15 protein-coding genes are annotated in these 23,182 nt (G+C 60.3%); 11 read left to right on the top strand and 4 right to left on the bottom strand.

Annotation, left to right across the window (positions count from 1 at the left end):
• Positions 1–363: 363 nt before the first annotated feature.
• Entirely contained in the window at positions 364–1,083 is a 720-nt protein-coding gene (locus tag GGQ67_RS17360; RefSeq protein WP_183901385.1) for a helix-turn-helix domain-containing protein, read from the bottom strand.
• A gap of 241 nt (positions 1,084–1,324) precedes the next feature.
• Between GGQ67_RS17360 and GGQ67_RS17355 the strand changes: the two genes are divergently transcribed.
• The 11 genes from GGQ67_RS17355 to rctB all read left to right on the top strand — a co-directional run bounded on the left by GGQ67_RS17355 (position 1,325) and on the right by rctB (position 15,655).
• Positions 1,325–4,042 (top strand): nitrate/nitrite transporter, encoded by a 2,718-nt coding sequence (locus GGQ67_RS17355; RefSeq protein ID WP_210279684.1) that lies wholly within the window; start codon positions 1,325–1,327, stop codon positions 4,040–4,042.
• 18 nt (positions 4,043–4,060) lie between these two features.
• Positions 4,061–7,843: a nitrate reductase subunit alpha gene (locus tag GGQ67_RS17350; protein ID WP_183901384.1), complete on the top strand. Its 3,783-nt coding sequence runs from the start codon at positions 4,061–4,063 to the stop codon at positions 7,841–7,843.
• Positions 7,840–9,360 (top strand): nitrate reductase subunit beta, encoded by a 1,521-nt coding sequence (gene narH / locus GGQ67_RS17345; protein WP_183901383.1) that lies wholly within the window; start codon positions 7,840–7,842, stop codon positions 9,358–9,360. Before GGQ67_RS17350 ends, narH begins: the two co-directional genes overlap by 4 nt.
• Positions 9,357–10,046, top strand: coding sequence for a nitrate reductase molybdenum cofactor assembly chaperone (narJ, locus tag GGQ67_RS17340; RefSeq protein WP_183901382.1), 690 nt, complete (start codon positions 9,357–9,359; stop codon positions 10,044–10,046). The genes narH and narJ overlap by 4 nt, the downstream gene beginning before the upstream one ends.
• Positions 10,047–10,057: 11 nt before the next feature.
• Positions 10,058–10,786, top strand: coding sequence for a respiratory nitrate reductase subunit gamma (gene narI / locus GGQ67_RS17335; protein WP_183901381.1), 729 nt, complete (start codon positions 10,058–10,060; stop codon positions 10,784–10,786).
• 3 nt (positions 10,787–10,789) lie between these two features.
• Positions 10,790–11,617 (top strand): peptidylprolyl isomerase, encoded by an 828-nt coding sequence (locus GGQ67_RS17330; protein ID WP_183901380.1) that lies wholly within the window; start codon positions 10,790–10,792, stop codon positions 11,615–11,617.
• Positions 11,618–11,630: 13 nt separating this feature from the next.
• Positions 11,631–12,902 (top strand): molybdopterin molybdotransferase MoeA, encoded by a 1,272-nt coding sequence (locus GGQ67_RS17325; protein WP_183901379.1) that lies wholly within the window; start codon positions 11,631–11,633, stop codon positions 12,900–12,902.
• Between the two features lie 47 nt (positions 12,903–12,949).
• A complete protein-coding gene (locus GGQ67_RS17320; protein WP_210279683.1) occupies positions 12,950–13,471 on the top strand; it encodes a DUF2478 domain-containing protein in 522 nt (173 codons plus the stop codon).
• Positions 13,472–13,804: 333 nt separating this feature from the next.
• Positions 13,805–14,554, top strand: coding sequence for a helix-turn-helix transcriptional regulator (locus GGQ67_RS17315; protein ID WP_183901378.1), 750 nt, complete (start codon positions 13,805–13,807; stop codon positions 14,552–14,554).
• Positions 14,555–14,620: 66 nt separating this feature from the next.
• Positions 14,621–15,286 carry an acyl-homoserine-lactone synthase gene (locus GGQ67_RS17310; RefSeq protein WP_183901377.1) on the top strand — a complete coding sequence of 222 codons (666 nt, stop codon included), beginning with the start codon at positions 14,621–14,623 and terminating at the stop codon, positions 15,284–15,286.
• A gap of 21 nt (positions 15,287–15,307) precedes the next feature.
• Positions 15,308–15,655 (top strand): SMa0974 family conjugal transfer regulator, encoded by a 348-nt coding sequence (rctB, locus tag GGQ67_RS17305; RefSeq protein WP_183901376.1) that lies wholly within the window; start codon positions 15,308–15,310, stop codon positions 15,653–15,655.
• 39 nt (positions 15,656–15,694) lie between these two features.
• Here the strand turns inward: rctB and GGQ67_RS17300 are convergent, their stop codons facing one another.
• From GGQ67_RS17300 to traA, 3 genes are read right to left on the bottom strand one after another with little or no spacing between them, the layout of a single operon-like run.
• Positions 15,695–18,166: a zeta toxin family protein gene (locus GGQ67_RS17300; protein ID WP_183901375.1), complete on the bottom strand. Its 2,472-nt coding sequence runs from the start codon at positions 18,164–18,166 to the stop codon at positions 15,695–15,697.
• A 2-nt stretch (positions 18,167–18,168) separates the two neighbouring features.
• Positions 18,169–18,438, bottom strand: a complete 270-nt coding sequence (locus tag GGQ67_RS17295; protein WP_183901374.1) for a hypothetical protein — start codon at positions 18,436–18,438, stop codon at positions 18,169–18,171.
• 27 nt (positions 18,439–18,465) lie between these two features.
• On the bottom strand, positions 18,466–23,085 hold the full coding sequence (gene traA / locus GGQ67_RS17290; RefSeq protein WP_183901373.1) for a Ti-type conjugative transfer relaxase TraA: 4,620 nt from the start codon (positions 23,083–23,085) through the stop codon (positions 18,466–18,468).
• Between the last annotated feature and the right edge of the window lie 97 nt (positions 23,086–23,182).

Genomic DNA, 23,182 nt, shown 5'->3' with positions numbered 1-23,182 from the left:
GCAAAATCAAGCGAGGGAAAAACTTGAGACGCGTGACCGTGCGAATCCGGACAGCGGGGCGCCAACAAGCGCGGCTTCAATCTCGGCAACACCCGCGATCGGGTGCTCTTGGCTTGAAGACCCTACTCGGCCCGGCCATCATGTCGTTGCCTGTCCCCAAATTTCTTATAAGTACAGCAACTAAGGATTATGGCGGTCGCCTGAGCAACTGCGAATCGCCCCGGATTTGGCGGCCAGCGATGGTCTTTGCCAATAGTCAATCGAGCAGTATCGGTCATCTTCCGCAGTCGCCGCGCACCGGATCAAGGTTGCGAGTTTCCGCGACTTCATCGGGGCAGCGTACAGTGCGGACTTCTACCATGTTCACGATACTCGATCTTCGAACGTAACAACTTCGTCATCCAGCAAATGATCGAGTTCGGTCACCTGTCTCAGACGGTTTATGTCCGTAATGATGATCCGGGTTCCGTCCACCTTGACTCCATCCGGCTGCAGGCCACGCAGCAATCGCGAGAGACTTTCGGCGGTTATCCCAAGATATGTTGCCAGTTGGCGCTTTTCGAGCGGTAGGAAAAATGACGGAGTGGAGCCGGCCAAGCCCGATTGCTGCAATATCCAGGCGGCCAACCGCTCCCGCGCCGAACGCAGCTTCAAATTTTTGGCATGACGCACCATAACGCGATAGCTCATGGCCAGTTCATTCATCGATGCCATCGCCAGATCGGGGTCGCGCCGCATGGCGGAACGCAGGTCACCAGCCGGCAACATGATGATCCGCGATTTCTCAAGCGTCCGGGCCGACATGAGATAGACCATATCGCTCACGCATGCCGCCAAAATGAAAGCGGACACAGGCCTCACCACGGCCATGACAGTCTCACGGCCATTCCATTTGGCATGCAATTCCACGGCCCCCTCCACCACCACATGCAGGAAATCGGCTTTTTCTCCTTCGCGGAACAGATCAAGAAGGGGAGGGAAGTTCTGCGAGTAGGCGGCCATCATCAAAGTGTCGAACGTTTGAGGCATGATGTCACGAAACAGCGGTAGTTTTCGAATGCTCGGTTTTTCTTCTTTTCGCACGATGCCCTAACTCTCATTCTATCAAATATCATACTTATCAGAATCATTTATCAAGTCAAAGCATCGGTATCGTTGGCCGTTTGGCTGATCATTTGCCTCCTTTGAAACTGATGTCTGTCTCCATTTTCGACTTTTTGTTCAGCCTGTTCCTCATGTTTGATCTAGGTCAATTCCATTGCTTCGGAGACGGTGATCCTGCGGGAAATCATTGACTTTTCTTCGATCCCTTCGGAGACAGACCATGGCAGGCATGAGCAAAACATCCCACACCCAACAACACAGAGCGCTTTGGCTCAGCACGATAGCATTCACGCTTTGCTTCGCAGTCTGGACCATTTTCGCGATCATCGGTGTGACCATCAAGGCTGAGCTCGGACTCGGCGAATTCGAATATGGCGTTCTCATCGCTACCCCCGTCCTTACCGGCTCGTTGATCAGGCTGTTTCTCGGCGTCTGGACCGAACGATACGGCGGACGTCTGGTCTTCGGATTGCAAATGATCATGACCGGACTGGCTACCTGGGCGTTGGCCTGGGCAGACAGTTACACGACCTTTCTGCTGGCGGCGTTAGGAGTAGGACTTGCCGGCGGGTCTTTCATCGTCGGGGTAACGTATGTCTCGAAGTGGTTTCCCGCGGACCGCCAGGGCTTGGCACTCGGCACATTCGGCATGGGCAATGTCGGCGCAGCCGTAACCAAGTTTCTCGCGCCGTTTGTCCTGGTCGCCTGGGGCTGGCAGGCCGTGGCGGAAATATGGGCGGTCGTCATTGTCCTCATGGGCGCGGCTTTCTGGATTTTCGCCAAGGATGATCCGGACTTTGCGGCGCGGCGCGCCCAAGGCATCCGGGCGCCCAGCTTAGCCCAGCAATTCGCGCCATTGAAAAACCTTCAGGTCTGGCGCTTCGCGCTCTACTACTTTTTCGTCTTCGGCGGGTTCGTCGCATTGGCTCTGTGGCTGCCGCATTATCTGGTCCAGGTCTACGGCGTCGATCTGCGTACGGCAGGCATGGCCGCAGCGGCATTTAGCCTTGCGGCCAGTCTGTTCAGGGCTTATGGCGGCATGCTGTCGGATCGTTTCGGCGCGCGGACGGTAATGTACTGGACCTTCGGTTTCAGCGCCCTGCTGCTGTTGATGCTTTCCTACCCGCCAACCAATTATGTCATCCGCGGCAAGGATGGCCCGATTGCCTTGTCGGCGGAAATGGGACTGGTTCCCTTCGTGGTGACGCTATTCGCGCTCGGGTTCTTCATGAGCCTCGGCAAGGCTGCCGTCTTCAAGCACATTCCCGTCTATTATCCGAACCATGTCGGCGCCGTTGGCGGCCTGGTCGGCATGATTGGCGGACTCGGCGGCTTCATCCTGCCCATCGTCTTCGGCGCCATACTCGACATGACCGGGATATGGACCTCGGCCTTCTTCCTGCTGCTGGTCATCGTTCTGGTGTCGATGGCATGGATGCATGTATCGATCCGCATAATGGAACGGAAGGCGGCAGGCGCCGCCCTCGACAAACTGCCGACCTTTGCCGAACTGACGGAAATCCACGACCCCGATCGGACGGCTATGCCCAGAATGATCGACGACTGGCGGCCAGAAGATCCCGCGTTCTGGGCCGAGAAAGGCCGCCGTGTCGCCAGGCGCAATCTTTGGATCTCGATCCCTGCGCTGATACTGGCCTTTTCCGTCTGGATGGTATGGTCGGTGGTTGTCTCCAGGCTTCCTGGCATCGGCTTCAATTTCGCCCAGGACCAGCTTTTCTGGCTGGCAGCTCTCCCGGCGCTTTCGGGCGCAACGCTTCGTGTTTTCTACAGTTTCATGGTGCCGATTTTCGGCGGCAGGCTATGGACGACGCTATCGACGGCCTCGTTGCTCATTCCGGCGCTCGGCATCGGCTATGCGGTTCAGGATCAGCAAACACCATACCTGGTTTTCGTGATCCTTGCTCTGCTTTGTGGCTTTGGCGGCGGAAACTTTGCCTCTTCCATGGCCAATATCAGTTTCTTTTTCCCGCGTTCGGAAAAGGGCAACGCCATGGCGCTCAATGCGGGGCTCGGCAATCTCGGCGTTTCGCTGATGCAGTTCCTTGTCCCTCTCGCCATCACCATGAGCGTGTTCGGATCACTTGGCGGCCAGCCGCAGGTCCTGTCGGCGGGTGCCAAAGTTTGGGTGCAGAATGCCGGGTTCATCTGGGTTCCGCTGGTGATCGCCGCGACAGCTGCGGCCTGGCTGGGCATGAACGACCTTGCCGATGCGCGTGCCAGCTTCCGAGAGCAGGCCATCATCTTCACACGCAAGCACAACTGGATCATGTGTCTGCTTTATATCGGCACATTCGGAAGCTTTCTCGGTTTTTCCGCCGGCTTCCCATTGCTGACCGGCATTGCCTTCCCTGACGTCAATGCCTTGCAATTCGCATTTCTCGGGCCGCTGGTGGGCGCATTGTCGCGCGCCGGATCTGGATGGATCGCCGATCGTGTCGGTGGAGCGCGTGTTACCTTCTGGGTCTTTGCAATGATGATCCTGTCGGTTTTGGTGGTGATCGCCGGTCTCGACCGTGGCTCGTTCTCCTTCTTCTTCGCGGGCTTCCTGCTGCTGTTCTTTTTCACAGGAATCGGCAATTCCTCGACCTTCCAGATGATCCCGGTGATCATGCGGCTGGAGGTTGCGCGCCTGATGCCCGAACTGCCCAGCGAAGACCGGCGTCGTCAGTCTGAACGCGAATCCGCAGCGATCGTCGCCTTCACCAGCGCGATCGGCGGGTATGGCGGATTTTTTATCCCCAAAGCCTATGGCACCTCGATTGCCGCAACCGGTAGCGCTGCCGGCGCACTTTGGGCGTTCCTGGCCTTCTACGTTGTTTGTCTTGTCATCACCTGGTGCGTCTACGCACGCCGTGGCGGTCTTCTGCATGAGATCGAGCGCGGCAGAGCGACGGCTGCCTCAGCAAAATCCGCCTAAACCTGAAAGGAGAGCGCCATGAGCCAGCTTCTGGATCGCCTGAATTTTCTGAAACCGCTTCGCAAGGATACGTTTTCCGAGGGATATGGCCAGACGACCATCGAGAGCCGCGACTGGGAGCACACCTATCGCTCGCGATGGCAGCACGACAAGATCGTTCGCTCCACGCATGGTGTGAACTGTACCGGCTCCTGTTCTTGGAAAATCTACGTTAAATCGGGGATTGTGACCTGGGAAACTCAGCAGACGGATTATCCGCGCACACGACCGGACCTGCCCAATCACGAGCCGCGCGGCTGCGCGCGAGGAGCAAGCTACAGCTGGTATCTTTACTCGGCAAACCGGGTCAAGACACCGCTGGTGCGCGGGCGCTTGATGAAGCTTTGGCGCGAAAAGCGTCTGACCCTGCCGCCTGTCGCGGCATGGGCCGCGATCCAGGCCGATCCGGAAGCGCGCGCCAGCTACACGAAGGTCCGCGGCAAGGGCGGTTTCGTTCGCGCCAGCTGGGCTGAAGCCACCGAAATTACCGCTGCCGCGAATGCGTATACGGCGAAGAAATACGGTCCCGACCGGGTATTCGGCTTTTCACCGATCCCGGCCATGTCAATGGTTTCTTATGCCGCCGGTACTCGTTACCTGTCGTTGCTGGGCGGTACCTGCATGTCGTTCTACGACTGGTACTGCGATCTTCCGCCGGCGAGCCCACAGACGTGGGGAGAACAGACAGACGTTCCGGAATCCGCGGACTGGTATAATGCCGGCTACCTGCTTCTTTGGGGGTCCAACGTACCGCAGACGCGCACGCCCGACGCACATTTCTACACCGAAGTCCGCTACAAGGGCACGAAATCGGCAGTCATCTGTCCGGACTACTCGGAGGCTGCGAAGTTTTCCGACATCTGGCTCAACGCCAAACAGGGCACGGATGCGGCTCTCGGCATGGCCTTCGGTCATGTCATCCTGCGAGAATTCCATCTCGACAGGCAGGCCGATTACTTCGAGGACTACTGTCGCCGCTACACAGATATGCCGATGCTCGTGCATCTGGAAAAACGGGATGATGGCCGCCTCGTACCCGCTCGGCAGTTGCGCGCATCCGATCTTGAGGGAGCGCTCGGTCAGCAACAGCATCCCGATTGGAAGACCATCGCTATCGACGAAATCTCCGGTGCTCTCGTGGCGCCAAACGGATCGATCGGCTTCCGCTGGACGGATGAGGCGGCTGGCGGCGTCCCCAGCGGCCGCTGGAACCTAGAACAGAAGGCAGACGGCACCGATGTAAGGCTGAAGTTGAGCTTGATTTCCGACGGCGACCACGACGCCGTGGTGGGGGTCGATTTCCCTTATTTCGGCGGCATGGCCTCGAATGGATTTGCCCGCGACGACCGCGGCGATGTGCTGACGCGCAACGTGCCCGCAAGGCGAATCCGTCTCGCCGACGGCTCTGAGGTGCTTGTCGCCACGGTATTCGACTTGTTTTGCGCCAATTACGGCCTCGACCGGGGACTTGGGGGCGACCACGTCGCTCTCAGCTATGACGAGGATGTGCCCTTCACGCCCGCCTGGGCGGAAAAGATCACCGGCGTGCGCCGGGACAAGATCGTCCAGGTCGCCCGTGAATTCGCCGCCAACGCGGAAAAGACAAAGGGCCGCTCGATGGTGATTATCGGTGCGGGCATGAACCACTGGTTCCACATGGACATGAGCTACCGGGCGGTCATCAACATGCTGGTCATGTGCGGCTGTGTCGGCGAGTCCGGCGGCGGCTGGTCGCATTATGTCGGACAGGAGAAGCTCCGCCCGCAGACAGGCTGGACCGCGCTCGCATTTGCTCTCGACTGGGCACGTCCGCCTCGGCACATGAACGCGACATCAGCCTGGTACGCGCATACCGATCAGTGGCGTTATGAGACGGTGACGGCCAGCGAGCTGCTTTCTCCCACAGCCCCCAAGGGCGACTGGAACAGCCTCAGTCTGATCGATTACAACGTCCGTGCGGAACGCATGGGCTGGCTTCCGTCCGCCCCGCAACTGAAGACGAATCCGCTGGAGGTCGGTCGCGCCGCGACCAAGGCCGGTGTGCCTGTCAAGGATTATGTGGCGAAGGGTCTGAAGGACGGCTCGCTGCAGATGTCCTGCGAGGATCCGGATGCCCCGGAAAACTGGCCGCGCAACCTCTATGTGTGGCGGTCCAACCTGTTGGGCTCCTCCGGCAAGGGGCATGAATATTTCCTCAAACACCTGCTCGGCACCGATCATGGCGTTCAGGGCCGCGATCTCGGCGATGAAGGTGGCATCAAGCCGGCGGAGGCCATCTGGCGCGAGGAAGCACCGGAAGGCAAGCTCGACCTTCTGGTCGATATCGACTTCCGCATGTCCACCACCGCCGTTTATGCCGACATCGTCCTGCCGACAGCCAGCTGGTATGAAAAGGACGACATGAATACGTCGGACATGCATCCGTTCATCCATCCGCTTCAGGCGGCGGTGGACCCCGCGTATGAATCCAAGACGGACTGGGAAATATTCAAGGCGATCGCGAGGACTTTCTCCGAAATCGCACCCGAAGTGCTGGGCGTCGAGACCGACGTGGTTCAGCTCCCCCTCCAGCACGACAGCCCAGGCGAACTTGCCCAGAACACGGTACGCGACTGGAAGCGCGGCGAGTGCGAGCTCATTCCTGGAATAACGGCGCCAGCCTATCTCGCGGTGGAGCGCGATTATCCAAACCTTCACAAACGCTTCACTGCTGTCGGCCCTCTGATGGAGAAGGTCGGCAACGGCGGCAAGGGTATTGCCTGGGACACCAAGCATGAGGTTCGCCACCTTCGCGCCCTGAACGGAACAGTTACGGAAGACGGTGTCACGAAGGGCATGGCGCGGCTCGATACCGCTATAGACGCGGCCGAAATGATCCTGATGCTGGCGCCGGAAACCAATGGTGAAGTCGCGGTAAAGGCCTGGGAAGCGCTTTCAAAGGCAACAGGCCGAAGCCACAAGCATCTGGCCGAGGTGAAGGAAGACGAGAAGATCCGCTTCCGCGACATCGCCGCGCAGCCGCGCAAGATCATCTCTTCGCCAACCTGGTCGGGCATCGAAAGCGAAGAGGTCTGCTACAATGCCGGCTGGACCAATGTTCACGAACTGATCCCGTGGCGCACGGTCTCCGGACGCCAGCAGCTCTATCAGGACCACGAATGGATGCTGGCCTTCGGCGAAGGCTTCGTGACATGGCGGCCGCCGATCGATCTCAAGACCGTCGGCCATGCCGCAACTCGTTCGCTCGAGGACGGTGAAAAGCACGTGGTGCTGAATTTCCTGACGCCCCACCAGAAATGGGGCATCCACTCGACCTATACCGATAATCTGCTGATGCTGACGCTCAATCGCGGCGGGCCGGTTGTCTGGATCTCGGAGAAGGATGCAAGGCAGGCCGGACTGGTCGACAATGACTGGGTCGAAGTCTTCAACGCCAACGGCGCCATAACTGCGCGTGCGGTGGTCAGCCAGCGCATGAAGGACGGCTCGATGTTCATGTATCACGCCCAGGAAAAGATCGTGAACACGCCCGGTAGCAAGGTGACCGGCAAGCGCGGCGGCATCCACAACTCGGTCACCCGAATCGTCCTCAAACCCACCCACATGATCGGCGGCTATGCCCAGCTTTCCTACGGCTTCAACTATTACGGAACCGTGGGCGCCAACCGCGACGAGTTCGTCATCGTCCGAAAGCTGAGCAGGATCGATTGGCTCGACCAGCCGCTCGAAACCGAGACCCAAAAGATGGAGGCAGACCAATGAAGGTGCGCGCGCAAATCGGCATGGTGCTCAATCTAGACAAATGCATCGGCTGTCATACCTGCTCTGTTACCTGCAAGAATGTCTGGACTTCGCGCGAAGGCGTCGAATATGCCTGGTTCAACAATGTCGAGACCAAACCCGGCATCGGCTATCCGAAGGACTGGGAAAACCAGAAGCGCTGGAACGGCGGCTGGAGCCGCTCGAAATCCGGAAAGCTGCAGCCGAAGCAGGGCGGAAAATGGCGGATTCTGGCGAATATCTTCGCCAATCCCGACCTTCCCGAGATCGATGATTTCTACGAGCCTTTCGACTTCGATTACGACCATCTGAAATCCGCGCCGGAAATGCAGGCATTTCCGACCGCACGGCCACGCTCGAAGATTTCCGGGGAGCGCATGGAGAAGATCGAATGGGGGCCAAACTGGGAGGAAATCCTGGGCGGCGAATTCGCCAAGCGGTCGAAAGACTATAATTTTGAAGGCGTGCAGAAGGAGATCTACGGAGAGTACGAAAATACTTTCATGATGTATCTGCCGCGCCTGTGCGAGCACTGTCTCAACCCGGCCTGCGTTGCATCCTGTCCCTCGGGAGCGATCTACAAGCGTGAAGACGACGGTGTCGTACTGATTGACCAGGAGAAGTGCCGCGGCTGGCGCATGTGTGTGTCCGGCTGTCCCTACAAGAAGATTTACTACAACTGGTCATCGGGAAAATCGGAGAAATGCACGCTCTGTTATCCCCGTCTGGAAAGCGGCATGCCGACAGTCTGTTCGGAGACCTGTGTCGGGCGCATACGTTATCTCGGCGTCATGCTTTATGATGCCGATCGCATCGCACAGGCCGCGAGCGTTGAAAACGAGCAGGACCTCTACGACGCACAACTTGGCGTTTTCCTCGACCCGAACGATCCGGCCGTAATCGAAGCGGCGCGCGCGGAGGGCATTCCCGAGGACTGGATAGAAGGTGCGCGCAATTCGCCAATCTGGAAGATGGCGATGGAGTGGAAAATTGCGTTTCCGCTGCACCCCGAATACCGCACACTTCCGATGGTGTGGTATGTGCCGCCTCTTTCACCGATCCAGAACGCGGCAGCAGCTGGCAAGATTGCGGCTCAGGACGACATGCCGGATGTGAAATCCCTGCGCATTCCGCTGCGCTACCTCGCCAACATGCTGACGGCCGGAGACGAGACGCCTATCGCTTCGGCGCTGGAGAGGATGCTTGCCATGCGCTCCTACATGCGCTCGAAAACCGTTGACGGCGTCGTCAACCTTGCCGTCGCGCGCCGTGTCAATCTGGCACCGCAGCAGATCGACGAGATGTATCACCTTCTCGCCATCGCCAATTACGAGGATCGTTTCGTCATACCGACAACCCATCGGGAGCTGGTTGAGGACGCCTACGATCTGAAAGGCGGTTGCGGCTTTACCGATGGCAACGGCTGTTCGAGCGGTCATTCGTCAGGCACGATTTTCAGCGGCAAGAAATTCCGCAGCCCGCAGGAGTTCATCGCATGAAGACCTTCAAGGCATTCTCCCTGCTTCTGTCCTATCCGTCCGCGGCGTTGCAGCAGGGCATTCCCGAAATCGAGACGGTCCTTCACAGCGAGGGATTGCTGGATTCCAACCGGCTGCGGAAGCTGTTGCTTCTTCTGGCCGAGCTTCGCGACGGCGACCTTTACGATCTGCAGGAACGTTATGTCCTGCTCTTCGACAGATCGCGCACGCTTTCGCTCAACCTGTTCGAACACATTCACGGTGAAGGCCGCGATCGCGGCGGCGCGATGGTGGACCTTCTGGAGATGTATCGGACCGGTGGGCTCGACCTCGATGGCACGGAGCTTCCCGATCACCTGCCTGTTCTGCTCGAATATCTGTCGACGCGGCCGCTTCAGGAGGCTCGGACAGTGCTGGCCGACGCCGGCCATATTGTGGTAGCTCTGCATGAGCGCCTGGAGCGTCGCGCGGCGCCTTATGCGGCGGTCCTTGATGCGCTCGCCGCGATTGCCGCCGTCCATCCAGCAAGCGAGGAAGCGCAGGCGCTGCTCGCCGAAAAGGATGATAATCCAGAGGACCTCAGGGCTCTCGACGCGGTCTGGGAGGAGGCGCAGGTCACTTTTGGCCCCGATCCGAACGCGGGCTGCCCTGTCAGCCGCGATATTCTGTCCCGCATCGATCCCGCGCCAGCGCGCGCGGCCCAGTAACGGAGGGTAAGATGCATAATTTCATTTTCGGGGTTTTCCCCTATATTGCGATCACCGTGATGGTCGTCGGTTCCATCATCCGGTATGAGCGCGATCCGTTCACCTGGAAATCCTCGTCCAGCCAGCTGCTGCGCCGCAGGCAGTTCGTCGTTGGTTCGGTGCTCTTTCACCTCGGCGTATTGATGATCTTCGCCGGGCATTTCGTCGGCCTCCTGACGCCGATATGGGTTTTCGACGCGCTCGGTGTCAGCCATGGCGCCAAGCAGATGCTTGCGATCGTCGCCGGCGGTGTCGCCGGTATGATGGCGATGGTCGGAGGTCTTATCCTATTGCATCGCCGCCTGATGGACCCACGTATCCGCGCCAATTCGACCCTCGCCGATACGGGCATATTGATCCTGCTGATGATGCAGCTTACCCTTGGCCTAGGCTCGATATTCTTCTCGCTCGGCAGCCTCAATGGCGAGGAGATGGTGAAATTCATGAACTGGGCGCAGGGCATCCTGTATTTCGGTTCCCAGCCGGCCGCGTACATCGCCGATGTTCCCTTTATCTTCAAGGCCCATATCCTGCTCGGCCTGATGATATTCCTGGTCTTTCCGTTCACGCGGCTCGTTCACATGTTTTCTGCTCCCGTCCGGTATCTCTGGCGGCCCGGCTATCAGATCGTTCGTTCCAGGCGCGGCGCCAAACCCGCCTATCGTGGACTGGAGCCAATCTCGCGGCTTCCGGGGGAATAGATCATGCAGATCGATATAGAAAGAACCATCGGAACGCGGCAACCCGTGAGCGTCAACGGCATCGTCATAGATCCGGCGCGGATCGCTGCGGAGGCGCAAAACCACCCCGCCCCAAAAGGCAAGCCCGGAGCGGCCTGGATGGCGGCTGCGCGTGCGCTGGCGCTGCGTGAACTGATGCTGCAGGAGGCTGGGAGACGTGGCCTGGTCCCGGAGCCGGCGGAGGTCGAACCCGGTCAGTGGGAAACGCAGGACGAGGCTCTTGTCCGGCAACTGCTGGATGAAGGCATCGAGATTGAAGCTTTCGACGATGGACAGTTGCGCGCTCTTTACGACGCCGATCAAGATCGCTTCCGCGGGCCGTCGCTCTATGAGGCAGCGCATATCCTGTTTCCCGCGCCCGCTGGCGACGCCTCGGCACGGACGGCGGCAAGGGCCAGGGCCGGCGCCGTTCTTGCCACATTGATGGAAAGACCCTCACGTTTCGCCGCGCTTGCTCGCGAGCACAGCGGCTGTTCTTCGCGCGACAATGGCGGCCTGCTTGGCCAGTTGGCCAGCGGCGATACCGTGGCGGATTTCGAGGCCGCACTGGCTGCGATGAAGGAGGGCGACATCTCGACCGTCCCCGTTGAAACCCGCTATGGTTTTCATCTGATCAGGCTCGACGCCAAAGCGCACGGAGAGGTTCTACCGTTCGAAGCCGTGCTGCCGCATCTTCGTGCGGCCCAGGAAAAGGCGGCCTGGATCCACGCAAGCAAGTCGTTCATCGCTAAGCTCGTCGCTAGTGCGGACATAACCGGCGTCCAGATCATCCGCTCCATCGCGACAACATAGGAGCCTTCTCACTATGTCGTTCCGAAAACCAAACACACTGACTGAGGAATCGAGCCTCATTCAATCGAAAGCTGAGGCGCTGATTCCGGTGGACGATGCGATCAGACGTGTGCTCGATTTCGTGGCGCCGGTAACTGACCTCGAGACCTTGCCGTTGGATAGCGCTCACGGCCGGGTCTTGGCCGAAGCAACATGCGCGCGCGTGTCTTTACCGGTCTTCGACAATTCCGCTATCGATGGATACGCATTGCGTCTCAACGATCTGACAGGTCGGGGACCATGGTCGTTTCGGATTGCTGGCCATGTTGCGGCCGGCGACTGCGGCGACACGGACTGGCCTGCGGCGAATGCACTGCGCATCCTCACCGGGGCTCGAGTTCCAGCCGGCTGCGATACTGTGGTCGCGCAAGAGGATATTTCGCTCGAGGGCGGTTCGATCACAGTTGCGAGCCAGCCAGCGGAAGGACAAAACATCCGGCGCCGGGGAGAGGACATAAAGGCTGGCATACGTCTTTTCCCGGCAGGTCGAATCATCGATCCACGCGCGGCGGCTGTTCTGGCTGCTACCGGGGAAGGGCAGGTCGGGGTTCGCAGGCGGGTCCGCATCGCCATTCTGTCCACCGGTTCGGAACTAGTCGAGCCCGATCAGCACTTGGCGCCAGGACAGATTTGGAACGCTAATCGCTATCATCTAAGCGGCGCGCTGAAGCTTCCTTGGATTGAGCTGCTGGACTTCGGCATCGTGCCTGACAATGTGGAAGCACTTCGCATCGTGATGGAGAAGGCAGCTCATGGAGCTGATCTCGTCGTCTCGACTGGTGGCATTTCCGTTGGTGACAAGGATCACGTGCCGGCGGCGATGAAGGCCGCTGGTGCCAGTTTGCTGACCATGAAACTCGCCATGAAACCAGGAAGGCCACTCGCGGTCGGGCGGCTGGACGGCGCTTTGCTGTTGGGTTTGCCGGGAAATCCCGTTGCATCGTTCGTTTCGTGGAAGCTTATCGGCGCGCGTGTGGCGGAGAAGCTAGCGGGAATATCGAACAACAGCGTCAAGACTATCCGGGTCCGCGCGGGCTTCGAGCACAGGAGGCGTCCGGGGCGCGCCGAATTTATTCCAGCCATTCTGCATGGACCCGATGAAACCGGTATCCGTGTTGCCGAGATCGCGACGACATCGACGTCACACCGCGTTGCCCTGTTGGCCATTGCCGATGGCCTGCTTTGTATCCCGACTGACCTGGAACAGTTCCGACGGGCAGACCTGCTGGATTTCCTGCCATTTTGAGCACCGGCTTCTCCTGAGTTCCACGTGCCTGACGAAGAAAGGACGAGATGATGAAGCTGGGATATGTAACCGTTTCCGGCCGTGGCGAGATAGATTTGCTGCTCGCTGCGGTTGTCGGGACCCTTGAAGCCGACGGATGGAATCTGGCTGGTACGGTGCAAACCAATATTGAAAGAACAGACCGGCATCATTGTGATATGGACATCCGGCTGCTGCCGCATGGGCCATCAGTGCGTATCAGCATCGACCGAGGCGCCGAGGCACGAGGCTGTCGGCTTGATCCAGATGCGCTGGAGCGCTCCGTAGCATGGGTATCGTGTAATTTGGAAGGCGCTGATCTCCTGGTTATCAACAAGTTCGGAAAGCAGGAAGCGGAAGGACGGGGGTTGACCTGCGTGATCGCCGAAGCACTCGACCGCGAACTTCCGGTTCTGATTGGCGTCAACGGCCTCAACCTTCAGCCTTTTCTCGCATTTTCAGAAGGAATGGCAGAACGACTCATACCCACGTCAGATGCGGTAATCAGATGGTGTCGAGAAAGTAGGAACCGAAACGCTGAGGATGGATAAGCCAAATCGCTTGAACAAGCCCGGCGGCCGCATTCCAAACAACCGATACATCAACATTCTTATTAAATTCTTTGATCACCAGCCGCACAAAATGAGGAGGCTCGGTCATCTAGATGAAGCCGTCAGGAGCTGCTGCTGTATCACGGTTTCGGCAGAGCGCAGGCGTGACCGAGGGGGCAAACCCACGTCATTTCCAACATATCCAAAACCGCACGTTAGTTCCATAAATTAGGTTATGCGATATGTTATACCATAACGTTGCACTATTGGTAGGCGCGGACGTCTGGCCGCACTGTCGACGTTGTGACAGAGCATGTTTTGTTGGAGTTTTGAATGGAGAATTTACGGATACGACGTGGGTTTCAAGGTCTCGCCCTTGAAATCCAGAATGCCCCGACTGTTGATGATGCACTGCACATTCTGGAAGCGGCATACGAGATCGACTTTTCCACCTACCATCTGGCTCTGACTATAGCAGACGTGGTCGACACTCCGTATGTTCGCACGACCTATCGCGATGCCTGGGTTGCTCGATACCTGCTGCGGGGATACGTGAAAGTCGATCCGATCGTCCGCGAAGGTCTCATCCGGCAAATGCCTTTCGATTGGCGCGAGGTCGAGGTTCCACAGGCGGCCCATGACTTCCTGCTCGACGCCCAGGAACATGGTGTTGGAGCCAACGGATATTCCATTCCCATTGTCGACAAGAAGCGCCGCGCTCTCTTCTCTTTGAACTCCAGGAAGCCCGCCAACGACTGGAGCAACCTGGTCCAAACATATAGCCACGAGTGGCTCGATCTTGGGTTTCTGATCCACAGGAAGGCAGTGTTCGAACTTCACGGCGAGCATGATCCAATCCCGCAGCTCGCCCCACGCGAGAAGGAGTGCCTGTACTGGTCCGCTCTTGGCAAAACAAACGATGAAATAGCCGAAATTCTCGGTCTTTCGATGCACACGACGCAACGGTACCTGATGTCGGCACGCCACAAGCTCGGGGGTGCTTCGACCACATCGGCAACCGCTCTTGCGATTCAGCTGCGCCTGATAAATCCGTATGGCAATACCCAGGATTCGGGGAGCTAATCTCCGAATATATCGCGCGCGCGTATCCTGTTGCACGCTGGCCCCGATCAATATGCGGAGGCAAGCATGTATCTCCTTATCCAAGCACACGAATATCACAAACACACGAAACTGCTCGATCAGTCGTTCCGACTGAGGAAAAGAGTATTCGCAGACCGGCTCGGCTGGGACGTGTCCGTATCCGGCCATCGAGAGCGGGATCGCTATGATGATCTTCACCCTGCTTATCTGCTGTGGTGCGATGAAGATCAAAGGCAGCTTTACGGCTCTGTTCGGCTCATGCCGACGACTGGTCCGACGCTGCTTTATGACGTCTTCCGGGAAACATTTCCCGATATGTGCGACCTGATCGCACCTGGCATATGGGAAGGCACGCGGATGTGCATCGATGAGGATGCGATCGATCGAGACTTTCCCGGAATGCGGCCGGACAGGGCATTTTGCTTGCTGCTACTCGCCTTGTGCGAGGCGGCGCTTGCCAATGGCATCAACACGATGATCTCGAACTACGAGCCGCACATGCGGCGCGTCTATCAAAAAGCCGGAGCTGAACTCGATGAACTTGGACGTTCCGAAGGATATGGACGTTACCCGGTCTGCTGCGGCGCGTTCGAGGTTTCGAACCGCATTCTCGGTGTCATGCGCGCCAAACTCCAGGTGGACGGGCCGCTTTATCAGCGGCCAGCGTTTCCATCGCGCGTCGCCTCTGCGCCGGCGTTGCAATTCGCCTGACCAAATGAGCTGGAAGTTCTCATGGCCAAACACATTTCCGAAACGGTTGTCTGGGTCGCAGATGCCGACCGGATCGCAGAGACGCTCTGCGGATCGCTAAGCGATTGCGCTCTGTCGGTCGATATTGATGGCTCCGACCAAGTTCTGAACTTTGGCGACGGCAGGGCGATCATCAAGCCGAACGTTTGCGGCCTGCACCTTCGCGTGGAGGCTGAGGATCCCCTAACATTCTTCGGGATCCGGTCCTTGCTGCAGGTATCCCTATCCCGGGCCTCGAATGATCAATCCGGGCGCCTCGAATGGCATGCAGCCAGCGGCGAGCTGTTCGATGTCCTCGGTCGGCGAGCGCGGCGCACCGGCGGATGCTGACAGGCCGCGTGCCCTGTCAATAATCGGGGTCGGGCGGAATCAACGCCGTATCCCGAGCTGGGGTGTGCTCACGACGTTACGTGCCTGTCGAAGGGACTTGTCCTGCAACGCGCCGGCGCGGTCCTGGACATGCTTGAGTGAAGCAGCCTGCTCCGGCGTTATCCTGAGAGAAGACGCTAGCCTCGTGACATCTCCCCTTTTCAGGTCAACCCGATCCTCCGAAGAGAGCCGTTTGGTCATCGCCAGGGTGAGCTTCTCGAACTCGCGACGGAGCGCTGGATCCGTATTCAAGCGACGTACCTGCTCCTGGTCAGTCCCCGACATCAAGGCAGTGAGTTCCTTCGACGGCCTGGGGACCTCGACCCTCTGTCGCGCCTGCTCCTCGCGGTGGCGCAGGTCGATTTGATGCCGCTCGAAATCGACCGCCATCCCATAATCGGCCAACGCCGCCGCGAGCTGCGGAGCGTGGGCCTCAGCTGTCTGGCGCGTCGGGCTCGGTCCTCTCAACCATGTCCTTGCCTCTCCGGCCATTTCACCAAGGCGGCCTTCGCGCACATCATCGCCGGCGGCCGCGCCGCTCTGCGCACTGGTGATCCGCTCGACAGAGCCCGAAACCGCCTGGCTGTTGCCGAACACCAGCCTCGACAGATTGTCGATCTCCGCGCGCTTGTCCGCAAGGCGCGAAGACGCACGCAGCCGATCCGTGATCTCGCTCTCGGAGAGATCGGGCAAATCCCGTGCTGGAACCAGAGCGTCCGATCGAGCTGTACTGCGCTCCCGGGTGCGGCCCCCTCCAAGATTACGCTCGTTATCGGCAATACTACGAACAAGCTCGCCGGCTGCACGGCGCCCTTCAGCGTCGAGACGATTGTGCTGCACCGTTTCGGTCAGGATAACCTCCATCATGGTTTTGGCTCGTGCCCGGTTTTCCAGATCGGCCGTTCGTAGCCGAAGATTGTCCCGCAGCGCGCGAACCGGCTCGCCCCTTTCGTCGACGATGACAGTGGCGATCGCGGTACGCTCAGCGATAGCCATGTTGCGCTCGAGTCGCCCCTGCGCCTGGGCAATTGCCGCCGCGTATCCCGGCTCAACGACATCGGACATAGCAGCGTCCGCCGACATTCTGCCGGAAGCGACAGCGTTGGCGGCGCGAGCAAGCGTCGTGCGCATACCGGCGGCCTCGAGCCAGGAGTCGACGACGTTGGAGAGGCGCGACAGACGATCCGTTCGGCCAAAGATGTCACGGTCGATGGCGGCCTGGTTCAGCGCGACATCAAAAAATTCCGTCAGCCGGCGGCGGGATCCATCCGGCGTTTCAACCGCGAGATCGGCTGGCATTCGATGCGCCGCCGGGAACTCTCGGGCGCCGCGCTTGTCCTGGACCATTGCCCGTGTCGACACGATGGTCCCGTTCTCCGGAAAGAGACCGAGGTTCCGGGCGGCTTCAACCAGTTTCAGCGCCATGTAGCTCTGCGATAGTCGACCGACCGCATGGGCTTTGATATTGCCGATCGGCCGACGTTCGGCATCCCGCAGCGCGTTGTCATACAGCTCGACGAACAAGCCGAGCGCATCGGCGCGGCTTTCGAGGATTGACCGGCTGCGCCGTTGCCCGTTTTCGCCGTCAGCATCGCGACGCTGGGCGAGCAGGTGGCTCACGTCTTCAATGGCGCGTGTCCTGACCGCAGCGGTGCGATCGTCCGGCGCCCGCCTTTCCTCCATGCGGCCGAGAACGTGGTTCCAGTCGTCGGAGAAACGCTGAAGTTCACCGCGTGTCATCGGCCGCGATTGCTCGCGCTCGAGTGCGACCCGAGCCTGGGGCGGCTGCGACCACCCGTCCTCGCGCCGCTCGTTGTCGTAGAGGATCGTGCCGCCCCGCGTCCTAAGCTGGACACGGTCGACCAGGCTTTCGCTCTCGATCTTCTCGAGGCTGACGCGTAACCCGATGACGGCAGCGTCGTGAACATGCTGCGGCGGATTGCGCGCCGCATCGCCTGCGCGCAGCATCTCTTCGAAGCGATAATGGTTCCCCTGCCAGCTCAGTCGCGGATTGACGGCAACGGCCCGGGCCTCGACGTCATAGCCGGCCGCGCGAGCCATGCCGATGACCCGCGCGACATTCTCCGGCGTGCGCATCGTCGTCTCGAACACGATGTTGACGTTGCGCCCCGTGGCGGCGGTCAAGAGCTTTTCCGTCCAGCGGCCGGCGTCAGCCTGGGTGAACTGCGATGCCGTTTCTGGATCGTGCCGCTGGAAGGCGACGAATTGCGGATGATAGGAACGCAGATCGTCGCCAACGATGCGGATCGTCGGCCCGGATCGTTCGAGCTCGGCGTGGCTGGCAATCAGCACTGCGGTTTTGCCGGCGCCCGGCTGGCCACCGAGCAAGATAAGGCGGGGCCGCCCTGCCCGGCCGATTCCATCAGGCAGATAGTCGGGCAGAATGTCGTTGCGGAAAATGCTCTCGTTTCTCTCCAGCGAGAGCGGTCCGGATTCCTGATCATCCGCCATGATCAGAACTCCGCCCAGAACCGGGCTTCGTCCTTGACGCGCGGTCCCCAGAGCGCGATCAGGTTTTCGACCATTTCGCGATCGGCAACAGCGATGCTTTGCTGGACGGCGATAAGATCGCGGCGACGGAGCCGCAGCGCTTCCGCCGTGTCAGGGTCCGTCCCTTCGAGCTGGTAGACGCGGGCCGTGACGATGGCGCGCGCTTGATTGAGTAATTCGATGGCGATCTCGGTGCGGAGGATCGCGTCGTAAGAGATTTCCTGCTCAGCCATGTTCATTTCCTTTCAGGTCTAAAGTTCTCAGCGGATGACACCGCGAGCGCGGTCGAGGACCCGCCGCTGCCGCTCCGCCACGATTTCCTGGCTTGCCTGCATGCGCACAGTCTGCTGCAGGATTTTCAGCCGGTCATGCATCGCTCCGAACGCAGCGCGTTGAGAAGGCGATACGCGGTTGATGACATCCTTCTCACCGCGCAGAATGGCGTTTCGACCGAAGCGATCGTCGAGCGCCCGACTGACCGCGACGAATTCCCGGCGGGTCGCGGGATCGAGCGAACCGGCCGCCACTTCAAGTTTGGCACCCTTTTTCTTCATCGCCGCTGAGAGTTCTCGCAATGCGTCTTCGGCGGAAGCTGACAGTCCCGGAATAGAGACGCTCATGCGTTGGCGCTCCCCTGTAATCGCCCGGATCTCGGTGTCGAGAGCAGTAGCATAGGAGGCACCCAGCGACCGGATGAGGCTTGCGGCCTCCGGAACGGCCTGAAGCGCGTCCTTTCGCTCGCGCCCGACCGCCAGAAATCTGTCCACGATACGATCGGAGCCGCGCAACGCACCATAAGCTGATGGATCGTTGGCGACGGCCGCTGCGATCCGATCGCCCGCGAAACCTTTAAGGACCAAGGCCTCGATCTTGTCGACGGCGCCGGCGGGATCGCGCCAGAGACGCGCTGCCGTATCGACAAGTGCCGCGCGATTGTGGCCGTAGTGGGCGACAGCACGCGCCCGCTCCCGCGCTTCGTCCTCGACAGGCGTTTTGAACTCCGTCACGGCGGTGAGCATCGGCAACACGGATATCGTCTCCCTCCCCGGCTCGACGCTGGCGCCGGCCACGATCTTCGAGCGATCCTTGTGTTCGGCAAGATGCTGTTCCTCGGCAAAGCGGCGCACGACCTTAAAGAGCCGCGCCAGTTTCTCGCGACGCTCCGGACCAAGATCCTCCGGCATACGCTCGACCATGTTGCGCTCGGCAATGGCATCCGCCTTCTCCGTGAAGGCGGACCATCCAAATCGCGCCGTTAACGCCTCATTGACCGCCTTCGCCTCCTGGACCAGCAACCGGTCCTCGACCGCATAGGCAAAAGCCGTCTTGTAAGCGTCCTGCCCGCCGCGATCCCGCACAGCTTCGATTTCGAGAAGGCGCGCTATTGCCGGTTTCGAGAGGGCGGGAACCGACAGGGACATGTGGGCACGGCGTTGTTCCTCACGGATACCGAACCGTTTGGCCTGTCGGCGGAACTCTGTCGCATGGGCACGGGCCAGCGGCAGCAACTCCGACAGCGCTGCCATTGCTGCGTCGCGCTCGGCGCGGGCCGCACGGCCGTCGATCAGGAGCTCCGATCCCCGCAGCCGACCGAGACGCTGCGGCGTAGCCGCAACATCGTCGGCGAGCCGGCGCGGCTCGATCCGGACATCGGAGGCGAGCGCGTTCAGTCTGGCAAGCGCGCCACCTGGATCGCGATAGATCTTTTGCAGGATGGGCCGAAGGAGTGTATCCCGCTCCTTCCAACGCTCCGAGGCAATCTGCGCCCGCCGTGCATCCTCTTCGACGCTACGAGCGAACACGGTGGTGGGCGGGATCAGATATTTCCCGCCCGTCGGGACTTCTGCTCTGACGGTTTCGTTCTGTGCCTCGTTGTAGGAGACGCGCCGCTCGCGCTCGATTGCGAACCCGAGCGCCACGCTGGCTCGCTCCCATAGCTTCGCCACCTGCCCGCGCTTCTCCGCAAGCCAGGCCAGCCGCTGGCCGATCCCTTCCTCCATCCCGGCCGCGACCTCGGCAGCCAAGTCGATGCCGCGGCGCCGGGCAAAATCGCGGGCATGCGCCTGGTAACCTTCCTCGCTCTCGAAATCGAGCGTTGTGGTCTTCGCGCCAGACCGGCCGAGACGCTCGACAAGCTGCTTGAACAATTCCGGCCGGTGGCTCTCGCGCTCGATCCGCTCCCGACGGGCGTCGGCCGTTTCCTTCAGTGCCGCAGTCCAGACATTCCGATCGACCGTCCGTTCCTCGAAACTCTTGTTCCCCGTTTTCTCGTCGATGACAGGCACAGTGACCGTGACCCGTTCGACGCCATCCTTGCGCAGGGCCACCGTATCGCCTTCCGAGACGCCGCCCTCTTCCAGCGCCTTCGGCAGACTGACGCCCCAGAGACGATGGACGGCTCCATCATCCGTCTTCACATCAGCATAGGGACTTTCGTCGGCATCCTCGTCATGGGGCCGGAACTTTGCCATCCCGGTCTCGACCAGCTCGCCGATAACGCCGGCGGCATGATCGACCCGGGATTTGCCACCCCATTCGGGTTTCGGCTCGAAGTCCTCACGGGCCGCATAGAGATCGGCACGATCCCGATGACGGGTCATCGACACATAGGTGAGGTGCTGGTCCATCATGCCGGTGGCGAGAACGAAGGTCCGGTCGACGGTGGCTCCTTGTGACTTATGGATCGTTGCGGCATAGCCGTGATCGATGTTGCGATAACTGTCCTCGCTGATGACGACGTCGCGTCCATTGTCGAGACGGACCGACAACAGAGGATCGCCGCGTTTATCGCCAGTGGAAACGACCGTTCCAAGCATGCCGTTCTTGACATATTGAGGACCGAGACGCCTTGCGCGCGGTTCGAGGAAGCGAGCGTTTTCGAGGAAGATGATCCTGTCGCCGGCGGCGAACTCTCGCACGCCACGCTCCGTCTGAAATTCGCGGGCAGCCGTCAGTGCGCCGTCATCTCTCATGACCTGACGCAGCGCCTCATTGAGCCGCTTCACGTCGTCATTGGTATGGGCGAGGACAAGCAACTCGTCACCGCGCAACCGGACCGGCTGTTCGCTATCGGCAATGTTCCGGACGAGGCCACGGCGTGCATCGGCCCAGTCGATGACGATGCGCTCGACGATGTCAGCCCGGCTCTCCGCCTCAAAAATCCGTCCCTCACGTGCATAAACATCCAGCGCTTCCTCGACCTTCCCACGGGCGAAAAGACGAGAGGCCTCACGCGCCCAGTCCTCGCGCTGACGGCGCACACCGGCCAGTTCGGCAGAACCGATCCGTTCTGCAATCGCCCGGAAGGCCGCACCGGCCTGGATCGGCTGAAGCTGCATCGCATCGCCAACCAGAACCACCTTCGCACCGGCATCCTCCGCTGTCTTAAGGACGCGCGCCATCTGCTGTGACGAGACCATGCCGGCCTCATCGATGACAAAGGCGTCACCGCGACCAAGCAGATCGCGGCCGTTCGCCCAGGCGAGTTCCCAGGAGGCGAGTGTCCGCGCCTTGATGCCGGAACTGTCCTCCAGGCCTTCGGCCGCCTTGCCGGCGAGAGCCGCCCCGAAGACACGATGATTTTCGCTTTCCCAGGCGACCCGCGCGGCGGCGAGCAGCGTCGACTTCCCCGCCCCGGCCAGGCCGACAACGGCAGCGATGCCATTCTCCCCAGCAACGTGCCTGATGGCATCGACCTGCTCCTGGTCGAGCGTAAAGGGTTTTTCTGGATCGGCCGTTTCGACAACCCGTACCGCCGCGGCAATCTTCCTATCGCTGATGCCGAAGCCTTTTCGCTGCGACAGGACTTGCGCAGACTGCGCCATGTCAAATTCGATGCGCAGGATCTCGCGCGTGGTGAAGACGGCGGGCTCGCTAACTTTTCCCGTCTGCCGATCCACCTGCTGCGGCTTCAGCAGAACCAGATCGTCGGACGCCATCAGCCGTGCGCGAATGTTTGCGAAATCTGTGGGATCGTCGACAGTGCGATGCAGCGCCTTGGCAATATCACGCTCATCGAAGGTGGACCGTTCATTGCCAAGCTGCTTCAGCAAAAGTTCGGGTTCGGCGAGCAACCGGTCGGCCATGTCCTGCCGTCGCGCCAGATCGGCCGGCGCGAAATACATCTCGACGCCCTTGCGGGCGAGAGCCGCCTTTTCCGGCCCAAGATGTCTCTGCGCGATGCCGTCGAGCCCTTGTTCGGCATAGGAACGTCCGTCGAGGCGGATATCATGACCGGCGAGCGCCAGATGCCGGTTGGTCGTTTCCGCCCAGGCAATCTTCCAGCCTTTCATCGTCTCCTTGTCCCCGGCCCACAGCTTGTAGACGATCTTGCCATTCGGCCGATCCGGCGTGACGACGCGAAGGGGCTCGCCGTCCGCGCCAAGCACCGGCACCTTCTTTGGCCCAAAACCCTCCTCGGTCAGCGGCCTGAGCGTGGTCATCAGATGGATGTGCGGATTGCCGTCCTTGTCGTGATAGACCCAGTCGGCGATCATCCCCTTCGGGGTCAGATTGTCCCGGACGAACTCCCGCACCAGAGCAATATTCTCGGACCGCGTCAGCTCTTCCGGCAGAGCGATGATCAGTTCGCGGGCAAGCTGCGCGTCCGCCCTCGTCTCGAACGCATCCACGGAATTCCAAAGCACCTCGCTTGCCGCCGCGGCCGTCTTGCCGTCGATGGCCGTGCGCAGCCATGCCGGAATCCGGTCGGGCAGCGCCAGCTCCTCGTGCTTCAGTTCGGCTTCGCCACCACGGTAGCTAAAGGACGTTCCGGCCTGCTCATCCATCATTCGCGCACGGTGACGATAGGCGGCGGCGGAGACGATGCTGCGTCCCGCTCCCCTGCTGATCACCTGCGCTCTGACGAACATGATCGCCACTTGTCGTCTCCAGACCTTCCGAGCACGTCGCGCCAGCGACGTATATTGCGCCCTCAAATCGATCGGACCGCAGGGCCGATGCCGCTTTTCCGGAAGA

It is taken from the genome of Rhizobium metallidurans (assembly GCF_014196505.1).
GTDB classification, from domain to species: Bacteria; Pseudomonadota; Alphaproteobacteria; order Rhizobiales; family Rhizobiaceae; genus Rhizobium; species Rhizobium metallidurans.
Note: the sequence above shows the minus strand (reverse complement) of the source record. Positions and strands in the feature narration are given on the sequence as shown.